General features: G+C 61.2%; 12 protein-coding genes. 5 read left to right on the top strand and 7 right to left on the bottom strand.

Going from position 1 to position 15,003, the window contains the following annotated elements; all coding sequences use genetic code 11:
* Positions 1 to 62 precede the first annotated feature (62 nt).
* From yidC to rpmH, 4 genes are read right to left on the bottom strand one after another with little or no spacing between them, the layout of a single operon-like run.
* Positions 63 to 1,766 (bottom strand): membrane protein insertase YidC, encoded by a 1,704-nt coding sequence (yidC, locus tag U5822_RS06000; protein WP_322854721.1) that lies wholly within the window; start codon positions 1,764 to 1,766, stop codon positions 63 to 65.
* Between the two features lie 3 nt (positions 1,767 to 1,769).
* Positions 1,770 to 2,063: a membrane protein insertion efficiency factor YidD gene (gene yidD / locus U5822_RS05995; protein ID WP_322854720.1), complete on the bottom strand. Its 294-nt coding sequence runs from the start codon at positions 2,061 to 2,063 to the stop codon at positions 1,770 to 1,772.
* Positions 2,063 to 2,470, bottom strand: a complete 408-nt coding sequence (gene rnpA, locus U5822_RS05990) for a ribonuclease P protein component (RefSeq protein ID WP_322854719.1) — start codon at positions 2,468 to 2,470, stop codon at positions 2,063 to 2,065. Before rnpA ends, yidD begins: the two co-directional genes overlap by 1 nt.
* Positions 2,471 to 2,482: 12 nt before the next feature.
* The gene (gene rpmH / locus U5822_RS05985; protein ID WP_091704626.1) at positions 2,483 to 2,617 is read right to left on the bottom strand and encodes a 50S ribosomal protein L34; all 135 of its coding nucleotides are present in this window, start codon (positions 2,615 to 2,617) and stop codon (positions 2,483 to 2,485) included.
* Between the two features lie 647 nt (positions 2,618 to 3,264).
* Here rpmH and dnaA point away from each other — a divergent pair.
* The 5 genes from dnaA (at position 3,265) to gyrB (ending at position 10,879) form a co-directional block, all read left to right on the top strand.
* Positions 3,265 to 4,719, top strand: coding sequence for a chromosomal replication initiator protein DnaA (dnaA, locus tag U5822_RS05980; protein WP_322854718.1), 1,455 nt, complete (start codon positions 3,265 to 3,267; stop codon positions 4,717 to 4,719).
* A gap of 55 nt (positions 4,720 to 4,774) precedes the next feature.
* Complete coding sequence (gene dnaN, locus U5822_RS05975) at positions 4,775 to 5,878, top strand: DNA polymerase III subunit beta (RefSeq protein WP_322854717.1); 1,104 nt, start codon at positions 4,775 to 4,777, stop codon at positions 5,876 to 5,878.
* A gap of 10 nt (positions 5,879 to 5,888) precedes the next feature.
* A complete protein-coding gene (locus tag U5822_RS05970; protein ID WP_322854716.1) occupies positions 5,889 to 7,160 on the top strand; it encodes an ABC1 kinase family protein in 1,272 nt (423 codons plus the stop codon).
* 118 nt (positions 7,161 to 7,278) lie between these two features.
* Positions 7,279 to 8,409, top strand: coding sequence for a DNA replication/repair protein RecF (gene recF, locus U5822_RS05965; protein WP_322854715.1), 1,131 nt, complete (start codon positions 7,279 to 7,281; stop codon positions 8,407 to 8,409).
* Between the two features lie 55 nt (positions 8,410 to 8,464).
* A complete protein-coding gene (gene gyrB / locus U5822_RS05960) occupies positions 8,465 to 10,879 on the top strand; it encodes a DNA topoisomerase (ATP-hydrolyzing) subunit B (protein ID WP_322854714.1) in 2,415 nt (804 codons plus the stop codon).
* 96 nt (positions 10,880 to 10,975) lie between these two features.
* On the opposite strand, the gene U5822_RS05955 is transcribed toward gyrB, so the two are convergent.
* The 3 genes from U5822_RS05955 to U5822_RS05945 form a co-directional block, all read right to left on the bottom strand.
* Positions 10,976 to 11,725, bottom strand: a complete 750-nt coding sequence (locus tag U5822_RS05955; protein WP_322854713.1) for a VC0807 family protein — start codon at positions 11,723 to 11,725, stop codon at positions 10,976 to 10,978.
* Between the two features lie 150 nt (positions 11,726 to 11,875).
* Entirely contained in the window at positions 11,876 to 13,153 is a 1,278-nt protein-coding gene (gene gabT, locus U5822_RS05950; protein ID WP_322854712.1) for a 4-aminobutyrate--2-oxoglutarate transaminase, read from the bottom strand.
* A gap of 97 nt (positions 13,154 to 13,250) precedes the next feature.
* A complete protein-coding gene (locus tag U5822_RS05945; RefSeq protein WP_322856888.1) occupies positions 13,251 to 14,990 on the bottom strand; it encodes an ABC transporter transmembrane domain-containing protein in 1,740 nt (579 codons plus the stop codon).
* Between the last annotated feature and the right edge of the window lie 13 nt (positions 14,991 to 15,003).

The following is a 15,003-nucleotide window of genomic DNA, read 5'->3' as shown; positions in this document are numbered from 1 at the left end:
CGGACAGAAACGACAGAGGCTCCACGAAGGAGCCTCTGTCAGGGTCAGCTTGCTGGCAGCGATCAGGCCTTCTTCGCTGCGGTCTCCGCTTCGATCTTGCGGGTAATGTACCACTGCTGGCTGATCGACAGAATGTTGTTCACCAGCCAGTAGAGTACCAGACCGGCCGGGAACCACAGGAAGAACACGGTGAAGATCAGCGGCATCATCTTCATGATCTTGGCCTGCATCGGATCCGGTGGTGTCGGGTTCAGATGCATCTGCAGGAACATGCTGGCGCCCATCAGGATCGGCAGGATGAAGTAGGGGTCCATCTGCGACAGATCCTGGATCCACAGCATGAACGGCGCGTGCCGCAGCTGCACACTCTCGAACAGAACCCAGTACAGGGAGATGAACACCGGCATCTGCACCAGGATTGGCAGACAGCCACCGAGCGGATTGATCTTCTCGCGCTTGTACAGGGCCATCATTTCCTGGGACATGCGCTGGCGATCGTCGCCGTACAGCTCCTTCAGGCGGGTCAGCTGGGGCGCCACCGCACGCATCTTGGCCATGGAGCGGTAACTGGTGGCCGACAGATGGAAGAACACCGCCTTGACCAGCACGGTCAGCAGGATGATGGCGACACCCCAGTTGCCGACCAGGCTGTAGAACCATTCCATGATCACGAACAGCGGCAGTGAGATGAAGAACAGCCAGCCGAAGTCGACGGTGCGGTCCAGGTTCGGCGCTACGGTTTCCAGCCGGTCGATGATCTTCGGACCGACGTAGGCCCGAGCGCCCACTTCCACGCTGTCACCGGGCTCGACGGTGGTGGCCGGATAGACAAAACCCATGACGTACAGCGGTCCGCGACGGGTAGTCTGGAACTGGGCCGGCTGGTCCCGCTCTGGCACCCAGGCCGACAGGAAGTAGTGCTGCAGGAAGGCCAGCCAGCCGTTGGTGACCGACTGGTTCACCGGGGTTTCGGACAGGTCGTCGAAATCGAACTTCTCGTAGGGGTCCTCGGGCGAGCTCATGACCATGCCGAGGAACGCCTGGATCCCCATGCTGTTCTGGGCAGTGGGGTCCGGGGCCTGATCACGGACGATCTTGCCGGTAAAGTTGCCTTTCCAGGCCTCGCCGGACTGGTTGTCGATCAGGTAACGGACGTCGATTTCATAGCTGTTGCGCTCGAAGGTGTAACGCTTGGTGATGGTCACACCGGCGTCGGTGGTGTGGGTCAGATCCACCACCAGCTGGTCCTGGCCTTCGCTCAGCTCGTAGCGGTTGGCCTCGGCGGTGTACACCGGTGCTTCGCCGTTGGCGCGGCTGTCCGGACCGTTGCGGCCGATGAGTCCGCTTTCCAGCACGTAGGTGCGGGTTTCGGTGTTGGTCAGGAGCTTCAGCGGTTCCCGGCTGTTCAGGGATTTGTCGTAATTGAGCAGGGAGGTTTGCACCAGGTTGCCGCTGACCCGGTTGATGGTCAGATCGAACACGTCGGTGCTGACGGTGACGAACTGGTCGTCGATGGCCTGCTCGGAATCGGCGTTGGTGCTGACCTGCTGACCGCCTTCGGGGGTACTGAACTCTTCGCTTGTGCCCGAGGTGCCCTGCTCCTGTGGCAACGTCATGGCGTCGGAGCCAGTGCCGGCGCCGTTACTGGTGGCCTGGGCGACCTGCTCGGTGGCCGGTTGCTGGTGGTAGTCCTCATTCCAGGCAAGCACCATCAGGTAGCTGACAATAGCCAGGCCGGCAAACAAAACAATGCGTTGAATATCCATAAGTTACTGTCTGGTCTGGGTTGTGGTTTGGGACCGATCAGCCTGAAGGCTGGGCGTTACGGTTGTGCTGTCAGCCACGTTTGCGGTGCCGGGAACGGGATCATAACCGCCTTCCGCCCAGGGATGGCACCTCAGCAGCCGTCGGCTTGCCAGGTACAGGCCCTTCGCCGCGCCATGATGACTGATGGCTTCGACGGCGTATTGGGAGCAGGTTGGATAATGACGGCAATGACTGGCCATCAAAGGACTGATCGCGTACTGGTAAAAGCGGATGGGCAGGAGCAGGATTGTGCGCATTAACCCATTCCTCTACCGGCAGGCTTTGATGGTGTGGCCCGGGGCGGTTGAGCGTGTTGATGTTTGCGTTTCAGTCGTCGCCAAAGCTCATTCAGGGCGTTACGGACCGCCTCGTTGTCGAGACCGACCAGACCCTGGCGTCCGAGAACCACGATGTCGAGGCCTGGGAGATCGTCCTGAGTGCGAAAGGATTCCCTGACCTGCCGTTTGATCCGGTTTCTCTGGACAGCAAGCTTCAGATTTTTCTTGGAAAAAATCAATCCGACCCTGGCGTGACCGAGTTCGTTCGGTGTCGCCAGGATCAGAAAATTCCGGTGCGGAACCTTCAGCTGTACGTCATTGAAGACTTTGCCGTAATCAGCCGGTCGTAGCAGACGGTGTGATTTCGGGAAACTCAAAGCCTTCATGAGGCGAGCTGGTTACGCAGACAGACGTGCGCGGCCCTTGGCACGACGACGGGACAGTACCTTACGACCGTTGGCAGTGGCCATACGGGCACGGAAACCGTGTGCGCGCTTACGCTTCAGGACGCTTGGTTGAAACGTTCTTTTCATGGTGATGATCTCACAATTCGTAAGTTGGGAATTCCTAACTGGCTGGAAAATGTACAGCCAAAACAGGAGCGGCATTCTATGCAAATACCGGAGCGAATTCAATGCTTATTGACCAGGGCTTTTACGGACCCGGTGCGGGCGTCGGTAGGGTCGGTCACTAATAAGATCAGTAAGTCTTTTTAGAATTCTTTTAAAAGATTATTTATTACTGTTATTAGGGTCGACGATTTCTGGGGATAAGCCAAAAAAATCCATGGAAATCGGGAAATTGGAATCTTTATAAGGGTTGTGACAAACGCCGATGAGGGCTGTGGACGAGCGCCAGACCGATTGTGAATAACTGGGCCTGCCCGTTCGACGGCCAGTTATCCACGGATCGGTCCTGTGGTTTCACACAGGGTTAGACGCAGGGTGTACACACAGGGGTGTGGGTAACTTCCGGAAGATGAATTTTCTGTACACAAGGCTGTAGGTAAGTCCATACCTGTTTGAAATAAATGATGTTTAATTTCCACAGGCTGTTCATGAAACCGGCTCGACTCTTTCACTGGCGGGGCCGTCGGGTTAGAATCCGGGGTCACCTCGTAGGATTGGATGTCTCCTTATTCTGATCTGAGACATTTCTGGGTTATCGGGAGCAGGCTGTCGTGCCGAACAGTATGTGGCATCAATGTCTTGAAGTACTCCGGGACGAGTTTCCCGCACAACAGTTCAACACCTGGCTCAGGCCCCTCCAGTCCGATCACCGGGAAGGCCAGCTGCTGCTGTTCGCGCCCAACCGGTTCGTGATGGACTGGGTCAATGAAAAATACCTTCGGCGTATAGAAGAAGTGTTGAAGGACCTGAACGGTGGTCAGGCACCCCGGGTCAACATGAAAGTGGGGTCGGCGCCCCGGGACAGCGAGTCCGAACCGAAACCGGCGGTGGCCAAGGAACCGCCGGCCCCGGTGCAGGAAGAAGCGGACAGCAGCGTCACCGACGAAGAGAAGGGCGTGGCGGTCAGTGTTGGCAACCACACCGCGGTGCGGCCGAAGACCAGCAACGAGCGCCGGTCGGTGCAGGTGGAAGGCGACATCAAGCACCAGAGCTACCTGAATGAAGGCTTCACCTTTGAAACCTTCGTCGAGGGTAAGTCGAACCAGCTGGCCCGGGCGGCGTCCATGCAAGTGGCGGAAAACCCCGGTGGTGCCTATAACCCGCTGTTCCTCTACGGCGGAGTGGGCCTGGGTAAAACCCACCTGATGCACGCCATTGGCAATGAAATCGTGCGTCGCAATCCGGGCGCCAAGGTGGCCTACCTGCGCTCGGAACGGTTCGTGGCAGACATGGTCAAGGCGCTGCAGCTGAACGCCATCAACGAATTCAAGCGCTATTACCGCTCGGTGGACGCGCTGCTGATCGACGACATTCAGTTCTTTGCCCGCAAGGAGCGTTCCCAGGAAGAGTTTTTCCACACCTTCAATGCCCTGCTCGAAGGCGGTCAGCAGGTGATCGTGACCTGTGACCGGTTCCCGAAGGAAATTGTCGACATGGAGGAGCGCCTGAAATCCCGGTTCGGCTGGGGCCTGACCGTGATGGTGGAGCCGCCGGAGCTGGAAACCCGGGTGGCGATCCTGATGAAGAAGGCCGACCAGGCCAACGTCAAGCTCAGCAGTGAGGCCGCCTTTTTCATCGCCCAGAAGATCCGCTCGAATGTGCGAGAGCTGGAAGGCGCGCTGCGTCTGGTGATAGCGAATGCTCACTTCACGGGCTCGGAGATCACCCCGCCGTTCATTCGGGAGAGTCTGAAAGACCTGTTGGCGCTGCACGAAAAGCAGGTCAGCATCGACAACATTCAGCGCACGGTGGCGGAGTACTACAAGATCAAGGTCGCGGACCTGCTGTCGAAACGCCGGACCCGCACCGTGACCCGGCCCCGGCAGGTGGCGATGGCGCTGTCCAAGGAGCTGACCAACCACAGTCTGCCGGAAATCGGCGATGCCTTCGGCGGCCGGGACCACACCACCGTGCTGCACGCGTGCAAGAAGATCGTGGAACTGCAGGAGACCGATCCGGGTATCCGCGAGGATTATCAGAACTTTATGAGACTGCTGACCACCTGATGCCGGGCGTTAGCGTGAACCATTCATCCTTCCAACAGAAAGAATGTCGAGTGCCATGAAACTGACGATCAGCCGTGAATCCCTGCTGACCCCGCTGCAGAGCATCGCCGGGGTTGTGGAAAAGAAACAGACCATGCCGGTGCTTTCCAACGTGCTGTTGGTGGCCGAAGACAACACCCTGATTCTGACCGGTACCAACATGGAAGTGGAGCTGGTGGCGCGGGTGACCCCGGTGCATGTGGATCAGCCCGGCCAGATCACCGTGCCGGCGCGCAAGCTGGCCGATATCTGTCGGGCCCTGGGCGAGGAGGCGCCGCTGGAGCTGACCCTCGAGGGTGACCGCTTGCACCTGCGCTGTGGAAAAAGTCACTTCACTTTGTCGACACTGCCGGCCGAGCATTTCCCCAACGTCGAGGACGAGGCCGAGAGCTTCCGGCTGGAACTGCCCCAGAAAGAACTGGGTCGGATGCTGGACGCCACGGCGTTCGCCATGGCCCAGCAGGACGTTCGGTACTATCTGAACGGCCTGTTGCTGGAAGTGGATGAGGGCCACGTGCGCACCGTGGCCACCGACGGCCACCGTCTGGCCATGGCCCATCTGGAGCTGCCCACCGGCAGCCTGGACCTGCGCCAGGTGATCGTGCCACGCAAGGGCGTGCTGGAACTGGCCCGGTTGCTGGACGATGTGGAAACCCCGGTGACCCTGGTGATCGGTGACAACCACCTGCGTGCCACGGTGGGCAGCTACACCTTCACCTCCAAGCTGATCGAAGGCAAGTTCCCCGACTACAACCGGGTGATTCCACGCGGTGGTGACAAGGTGGTGATGGCCGACCGGTCGACCCTGAAAAACACCCTGCAGCGGGCGGGTATCCTGTCCCACGAAAACATTCGCGGTGTCCGTCTGAACCTGGCGCCGAACGAACTCCAGGTGTTTGCCAACAACCCGGACCAGGAACAGGCCGAAGACGCGCTGCCGGTGGACTATCAGGGCGAATCCCTGCAGATCGGTTTTAATGTAGGCTACCTGGTGGACGTGATGAACGCGCTCGACGAGGACCAGGTCAAGATCACCTTGTCGAACCCGAACAGCAGTGCGTTGATCGAATCGCAGACGGATAATCGCTGCCTGTATGTGGTCATGCCAATGCGGCTATAGGAGGAATGCCATGGGCACCGTGACGAACGGAATCAAAGGCGCTTTTCGGATCGGACAGACCCTGTCCGTGTTGGGGCGCACGGGTGTCAATTGGGTACGGGGCGATCGGCCCCCTACCCCGCGTTTGCTGCGCCAGACCTTTGAGTCCCTGGGTGCGACCTACATCAAGCTCGGGCAGTTCATCGCCAGTTCCCCCACCTTCTTCCCCAAGGACTATGTCGAGGAATTCCAGTACTGCCTGGACAAGACCCCGAACCTGCCCTTCGGTGTGATCAAGAAGATCATCCGCGACGAACTGGGCCAGCCCCTGGATCAGGTCTATGCCGAGATCGATCCGGTCGCCTTGGCCTCGGCCTCCATCGCCCAGGTGCACGCGGCCCGTTTGGTTACCGGTGAGGACGTGGTGATCAAGGTGCAGAAGCCGGGTGTGGAAAACATCCTGCTGACCGATCTCAACTTCCTGTACCTGTCGGCGCGGATTCTGGAAACCCTGGCGCCAAAACTGTCCTGGACGTCGCTGTCCGGGATCGTCGAGGAGATCCAGCGCACCATGATGGAGGAGTGTGACTTCATCAAGGAAGCGAACAACCTCAAGGTATTCCGTAACTTCCTGCACGACAGCCACAACGAAGACGCCGCGGTGCCGCAGGTGTACGAACACTGCAGTACCCGCCGGATTCTGACCATGGAGCGATTCCATGGGGTGCCCCTGACGGATCTCGAGAGCATCCGGGGCTACGCCCGGGATCCGGAGCGCACGCTGATTACCGCGATGAACACCTGGTTCGCCAGTCTGACCCAGTGTGAGTTTTTTCACGCCGATGTCCACGCCGGCAACCTGATGGTGTTGCGGGATGGCCGGGTTGGCTTCATCGACTTCGGCATTGTCGGACGGATCAAGCCCGACACCTGGCAGGCGGTGAGCGATTTTATTTCGGCGGTCATGGTGGGCAACTTCGAGGGCATGGCCGACGCCATGATCCGGATTGGCATCACCCACAAGAAGGTGCAGGTCGAGGAGTTGGCCGGAGACCTGCGCCGGTTGTACCAGCAGATGGACAAGATGGTGCCGGACCAGGTGCCTTACGAAGCGGACCAGGCCGAGGACGACGTCAATCACATCCTGATGGACATGGTGAAGATCGGCGAGAGCCACGGCCTGCATTTCCCGCGGGAATTCGCCCTGCTGCTGAAACAGTTCCTGTACTTCGATCGGTATGTGCACATCCTGGCACCGGAAATGGATGTGTTCATGGACGAGCGCCTGAACATGCTGCACTGAGGCGGGTCGCCTAAGCATTCGGGCTTTTGTACACTAGGCAGCGTTGCCCCGAGCGGTAACGCTGCCTTTTTTGTGGGCGCTCGATTGCGTCCCGCCACCACCTCGAGCTGTCACCTTTATGGCGCTAGTGAAATTGCAGACCCAGCATTTTCGGAACCTGTCGTCGGCGTCTGTAAGCTTCTCCCCTTCCTTTAATCTGTTGTACGGTGCCAACGGCAGCGGCAAGACCAGTGTGCTGGAAGCCATCGGCTATCTGGGGTTGGGGCGCTCGTTTCGGGTCAGCCGGCATCAGGCCGTGGTCAGTCATGGCGAACAGCAGCTGACGGTCTTTGGTGGCCTGGATCGGGGGTTGGCCTCGGAACCGGGCGCAAACGATGGCCGACCGGTGGCGCATCGGTTGGGCATTGCCCGGGATGTGACCCGGAAAGAAACCACCCTGCGGGTGGATGGCGAAGGGGTGCGCAGTCTGTCGGCGTTGGCCATGCACTTGCCGGTGTCGGTGATCGACCCGGGGGTATTCGATATCGTCGCCGGTGGTCCGGGCAAGCGGCGGCAGTTTCTGGATTGGGCAGTGTTCCACGTGGAACCTTCCTTTGCCTCGGTCTGGCAGCAGTGCCAGCGAGTCACATCGCAGCGGAATCAAACGCTGAGAAATGGTAGACTAGACGAGGCTTTATTGCGGGTCTGGGATAGCCAGTACGCCGGCCTCAGTGACCGGATCACGGCGGCGCGTCAGACCACGTTCGAGCGCTTCAAGCACGCGTTCGACAGTCTGGTCCAGCAAGTCGACGTGGGCTGGACCCAGGGCCTGAAGTTGGAGTTTTATCCCGGTTGGGACACCAGCAAAGCCCTGGTGGATATCCTGGCCAGTCACCGGGACCAGGAACGGCGTATGGGGCACACCCTGTACGGACCGAATCGGGCGGATATCCGGCTGAAGTTCCAGGGCCGGCCGGTTGCCGAGACGTTTTCCCGGGGCCAACAGAAAACCCTCGTTATCTTGATGAAGATTGCCCAGGGCATGGTGTTGAGTGAACTGGACAAGCAGGTGACGTTTTTGCTCGACGACATCAACGCGGAATTGGATGTCGGTCACCGGGCCATGCTGGCCCAGAAATTACAGGCGTTACGGTGCCAGGTGTTCATCACCTCCATCGAGCATCCGGAACCGGAGGTGCTGTGGCCCTCGGGGGATGCGCCGGAGTACAGAATGTTCCACGTGGAACATGGCAAATTGACGGAAGAATAGAACCGGGCAAACGGTGCGAAAGATCCACCACCGGTACACCCTTCAGGAGTCTCTAATGAGCGAATCGAACTACAATTCCTCCAGTATCAAAGTCTTGAAAGGTCTGGATGCGGTACGTAAGCGGCCGGGTATGTACATCGGTGATACCGACGATGGCACCGGACTGCACCACATGGTCTTTGAGCTGGTGGACAACTCCATCGATGAGGCTCTGGCGGGGTACTGCTCCGAGATTGGCGTGATCATCCATCCGGACGAGTCCATCACGGTCAAGGACAACGGCCGTGGCATCCCCGTGGATATCCACGAGGAGGAAGGCGTGTCCGCCGCCGAGGTCATCATGACCGTGCTGCACGCCGGCGGTAAGTTCGACGACAACTCCTACAAGGTCTCCGGTGGTCTGCACGGCGTCGGTGTCTCGGTGGTCAACGCCCTGTCCTCGACCCTGACCCTGACCATTCGCCGGGACCGCAAGGTGTACGAGCAGAGCTACAAGCACGGCGTGCCGACTGCGCCCCTGGCCGAAGTGGGCGAGACCGATGCCTCCGGCACCAAGGTGCATTTCATTCCCTCGCCGGAAACCTTCACCCACATCGAATTCCACTACGACATCCTGGCCAAGCGCCTGCGCGAACTGGCGTTCCTGAACAGTGGCGTGCGGATCCGTCTGACCGACGAGCGCAGCGGCAAGGAAGAGGTATTCGAGTACGAAGGCGGTCTGCGGGCCTTTGTCGAGCACCTGAACACCAACAAGACCCCGATCAACCGGGTGTTCCACTTCAACCGCGAGCGGGAAGACGGCATCGCGGTGGAAGTGTCCATGCAGTGGAACGATGCCTTTCAGGAGAACATCTTCTGCTTCACCAACAACATTCCCCAGCGCGACGGCGGTACCCACCTGGCCGGCTTCCGCGCCGCCCTGACCCGCTCCCTGAACAACTACATCGAGCAGGAAGGTCTGGGCAAGAAGGCCAAGGTCAGCACCTCCGGTGACGATGCCCGGGAAGGCCTGACCGCCATCATCAGCGTCAAGGTGCCGGATCCCAAGTTCTCGTCCCAGACCAAGGACAAGCTGGTGTCCTCCGAGGTGAAAACCGCGGTTGAGCAGGAGCTGTACCAGAGCTTCGCCGACTACCTGCAGGAGCAGCCGAACGAGGCCAAGCTGATCGTCAACAAGATGATCGAAGCGGCCCGGGCCCGGGAAGCTGCGCGCAAGGCCCGGGATATGACCCGGCGCAAGGGTGCCCTGGACATCGCCGGCCTGCCCGGCAAGCTGGCCGACTGTCAGGAAAAAGACCCGGCCCTGTCCGAACTGTTCATTGTGGAGGGTGACTCGGCCGGTGGCAGCGCCAAGCAGGGCCGAGACCGCAAGACGCAGGCCATCCTGCCGCTCAAGGGTAAGATCCTGAACGTGGAGAAAGCCCGGTTCGACAAGATGCTGTCCTCCGCCGAGGTCGGCACCCTGATCACCGCCCTCGGCTGTGGCATCGGCCGCGAGGAGTTCAACCCGGACAAGCTGCGCTACCACTCCATCGTGATCATGACCGACGCCGACGTGGACGGCTCCCACATTCGCACCCTGTTGCTGACCTTCCTGTTCCGTCAGATGCGGGAAATCATCGAGCGCGGCCATGTCTTCATCGCCATGCCGCCCCTGTACAAGGTCAAGCGCGGCAAGCAGGAGCAGTACCTGAAGGACGAGAAGGCCAAGGAAGCCTACCTGACCCAGACCGCCCTGGAAGGTGCCCAGCTGTTCGTGAACCCGGATGCGCCGGCGATCAAGGATTCCGCCCTGGAAACCATGGTCAAGGATTACCAGGCGGTGATGGCCATGATCGGCCGCCTGTCCCGGGCCTACCCGGCCAAGGTGCTGGAGCAGATGCTGGATAACGTCACCCTCAAGTCCGAGCACCTGAAGGACGAGGCCGCGGTCACCCGCTGGGTGGCGCGCCTGGGCGACGGCCTGGACCTGGACACCCGCACCGGCACCAAGTACAGCTTCTCGGTCACCAAGGATCCGGAGCGCGACCTGTTCCTGCCCAAGGTCACCATCTACGTGCACGGCATTCCCCATGAGCACGTGTTCAATCACGAGTTCTTCGAGTCCTCGTCCTACGCCGCCATCGCGCGCATGGGTGAGACCCTGGATGGCCTGATCGAAGACGGCGCCTACGTCCAGCGGGGCGAGCGCAAGCAGGCCGTACTGTCGTTTGAGGGCGCCCTGGAGTGGCTGATGAAAGAGGCCCAGCGTGGCCTGAACATCCAGCGCTACAAGGGACTGGGCGAGATGAACCCGGAACAGCTGTGGGAAACCACCATGGATCCGGAGACCCGCCGGATGATGAAGGTGACCATCGAGGACGCGTTCGCGGCCGACCAGATCTTCACCACCCTGATGGGCGACGACGTCGAGCCGCGTCGGGACTTCATCCAGACCAACGCGCTGGAAGTGACCAACCTCGACGTGTAACGCTGAGTGCCCCGATCACGGGCAAAAAAAAGCGGCGCCGGATGCCAATCCGCGCCGCTTTTTTTGTTGCTGTGGATAACCCGGTGAGGCCCGGTGTTACTCCTGGGACATGGACTTTTTCTTTTCTTTTTCCGCCAGGTGCGGGGCCATGACCTCTTCCAGGGTGTAGCCGGTCAGGCGCCGGATGGTGCGCCACAGGTAATAGAAGATCAGCAGCATCATCACCATGGAGGGGATGGCGATCATCGGGTAGCTGACCAGGGTCATGCGCCCCAGCTCCTCGTTGAAGGCCTGGGTACCGGACGGGCTGGTGACAATCCAGCGGGCGATGATGTAGTTCATGATCGAGGAGAACAGGAAGGTGCCGGCGAAGAAATAGCTGGCGTTCAGCAGTCGGGCCTCGAACTCCTCCACCCTGCCCTGTTTTTCCAGCGACCGGTGGATCTTATCCACATCCAGGACATTGGGGTTGTACAGCAACGTGCGCACCAGTGGATAACGGGTGCGGGTGGAGATCAGCACCGCCAGGCCGATGACCGCCGGAACCGCGGCTTCCTTCACGGCCAGCCAGCCGGCATCCAGCTCCAGCAGGCCGATGCCGCCGGTGAGACCGACACTGATCAGACCCAGCACGGCGATGAAATTCTTCTTGCGGTAGCGAATCAGTTCAAACAGGCCCCAGCCTAGAGGAAACGCCAGGCCAATGATCAAGGCGTTGACCGAGCCCAGATGCTCGTCGCCACTGAATTTCATCAGGATCACCGACGGAATCACGATGCTGACCAGCAGGTCGATCCAGGGCCTGGGTTTGTGATCCGGGTGAGAGGGGGTGGTAGGTGCTGTCATAAATCCGCCTGATTGGTGAACGGCACGCGCCCAGGAACGTCGGCTCTGGGCGGGGTGTGTCGGCAGTATACGATAATTGCCGGGCCGGCCGAAGGCATAAAAAAACCGGGCCCGAGGGCCCGGCTGTTCCGGCTGCGTTGGGGGCGCCGCTCAGGCGCCGACCTCTTTCAAGGCCTCTTCCACAATCGCCAGGCCCTCTTCCAGCACCTCGTCTTCGATGGTAACTGGCATCAGGAATCGGATAGTGTTGCCGTACATGCCGCAGCTGAGCAGGATCAGCCCCTTTTCCTTGGCCTTCTTGGTGATGGCCGCCGCCAGTTCCGGCTTCGGAGTCCGGCTGTCTTTGCTCTCGACCAGCTCGAACGCCGCCATGGGCCCGAGGTTGCGGGCGTTATCCACATGCGGGAACTGCTCCTGCCACTGGCTGAAGCGCTGCTTGAGCTTGTCGCCCAGCGCCTGGGCCTTGCCCAGGATGTCCTCTTCCTTGAACACATCGAACACCGCCAGCGCCGCGGCGCACGCGGTCGGGCTACCGGTGTAGGTGCCGCCCAGGGAATTCGGCCCGGACGCGTCCATGTGCTTGTCGGTACCCACCACCGCGGAGATCGGCATGCCATCGGCCATACTCTTGGCCATGGTCATCATGTCCGGCTCGACCCCGCTGTGCTCGATCGCAAACATCTTGCCGGTCCGGCCAAAGCCGCTCTGAACCTCGTCCACGATCATCAGGATGTCGTGCTCGTCACAGATCTTGCGGATCTCTTTCAGGAAGCTGGCGGGCGCCGGATAGAAACCACCCTCGCCCAACACCGGCTCGAGGATGATGGCGGCGGTTTCGTGGCCCGGGGAGTCCGCCTTCATGGCCATCTTCAGACCGCGAATCGCCTCTTCTTCGCTGACGCCGTGATACGGCACCGGATAGGGGGCGCGGAACACGGTGCCGGGCATGGGGCCGAAGTCGGTCTGGTAAGGCGCGGCCTTGCCGTTCATGGCCATGGTATAGAAGGTGCGGCCATGGTAGCCGCCGTCAAAGCAGATCACGTTCGGGCGTCCGGTCGCGGCCCGGGCAATCTTGACCGCGTTTTCCAGGGCTTCGGCGCCGGAGTTGGCGAGCATGACCTTGGCGTGGCCACGCACCGGCACCACACCGCTGAGTTTCTCGGCCAGTTTGACGTAGCCCTCATAGGGCATCACGGTCTGGCAGGTGTGCATCACTTTGTCGAGCTGGGCCTTGACCGCTTCCACCACCTTCGGGTGGCGGTGGCCAATGTTCAGGACCCCGATACCGCCGGCAAAGTCGATCATGCGCTTGCCGTCGGCATCCCAGAGTTCGGCGTTGCGAGCGTGGTCGGCAAACTGTTCGTTGGGACTTGCCGCGCCCGCCGCTACGTAGCGTTCTTTGAGTGCTTGCAATTCTTTGTTGCTCACTGTGCTTTCTCCCTGAGTTCAGGTTCGAAACGTTCATCGACCAGTGTAAGGAGTACGCGCGGGAACCACAAACCGACCAGTGTCGAAGATCCGGCGCTCAGGCCGAGGCTTCCCGGAACTGAAGTTTGGCCAGACGCCGGTACAGGTCGTTGCCGCGCATTAGTTCGTCGTGACTGCCGACCGCCAGCAGCCGGCCCCGATCCAGCACGGCGATGCGATCGGCGTCGCGCACCGTCGCCAGCCGGTGCGCAATCACCAGGGTGGTACGGCCCCGGGTCAGCGCCGGCATGGCGGCCTGAATCAGGTGTTCGCTCTCGGCGTCCAGGGCACTAGTGGCCTCGTCCAGCAGCAGGATGGGGGCCTTGGCCAGCAGCGCCCGGGCAATGGCCAGCCGCTGTTTCTGGCCGCCGGACAGGCCCAGCCCGGCATCCCCCAGGCGGGTGTCGTAGCCCTCGGGCAGGCTGTGGATAAAGTCGTCGGCGTGGGCCACCCGGGCCGCTTCGTGGACCTCGGCCTCGCTGGCGTCGGGGCGGGCGTAGCGGATGTTGTCGGTGACGGTGCCATGGAACAGCGCCGGATTCTGCGGCACCAGGGCGAAACAGCGGCGCAGCTCGGCCAGCGCCAGGGTGGCGGTATCCACGCCATCCAGCAGGATCCGGCCCCGCTCCGGGGCGTAGAAGTGCAGCAGCAGATCGAACAGGGTGGATTTGCCGGCCCCGGACGGGCCCACCAGGGCCAGGGTTTCGCCCGGTCGGATCGCCAGCGACAGCCCGACCAGCGCTGGCTCATCCGCACGTCCCGGGTAGTGAAAGCTCAGATCCTGAATCTCGATGGCGCCGGCCACCGGTTCGGGCAGCGTCGAGCCGCCCTGCTCGGACTGGGGCCGGACAAAGGCCGGTTCGGTCTGCAGCAATTCGAACAGCCGGGCCGCCGAGCCCGCCGCCCGTTGCAGTTCGCCGATCACCTCGCTCAGGGCGCCGGCGGCCAGACCCACCAGCAGGCTGTAGAACACGAACGCGGCCAGTTCACCGGGACTGGTCCGACCCTCGATCACATCCAGCCCGCCGATCCAGATCACGATCCCGACCGCGCCCATGACCAGGCCGATGGCCAGGGTGGTGAGCCAGGCCCGTTGCCGGATCCGGTCCCGGGCTATAGAGAAGGCGCGTTCGGAGACCTCGGCGAAGAACCGGCGATCGTGGGGCTGGTGATTGAACGCCTGCACGGTCTTGATCTGGGTCAGGTTCTCGCCGACGTAGCTGCCGACGTCGGCGACCCGGTCCTGGCTCAGCCGGGACAGCTGCCGCACCCGGCGCCCGAAGATGAGGATGGGGGCAATCACCAGGGGGAACCCGAGCAGGATGATACCGGCCAGTTTGGCGTTGGTGACAAACAGCAGCACCAGACCGCCCACCAGCATCAGGGCGTTGCGCAGGGCGATGGAGACGGTGGAGCCGATCACCGACTGCAGTACGGTGGTGTCGGCGGTAAACCGGGACTGGATTTCCAGCGCCCGGTTCTGCTCGAAGAAGCCCGGGTGCAGATCGATCAGATGGTTGAACACCCGCTTGCGGATGTCCGCCACCACCCGCTCGCCCAACCAGGACACCAGGTAGAAGCGGGCGAAGGAACCCACGGCCAGGCCCAGCACCAGCACGAAAAACAGCCCGACTGCCTGCGCCAGCATGCTCGCCGACTGGGTCGCCAGGCCCTGGTCCACCAGGATGCGCAGGCCCTGGCCCAGGGCCAGGGTGATGCCGGCGGTGATCACCAGTGCCACCAGCGCACCGGCCACGGTTTTGCGATAGGGTTGGAGGAATTCGTAAACCAGCTGCAGGGCCTGACGGTGA

This window comes from Marinobacter qingdaonensis (assembly GCF_034555935.1).
Lineage (GTDB): Bacteria > Pseudomonadota > Gammaproteobacteria > Pseudomonadales > Oleiphilaceae > Marinobacter > Marinobacter qingdaonensis.
Note: the sequence above shows the minus strand (reverse complement) of the source record. Positions and strands in the feature narration are given on the sequence as shown.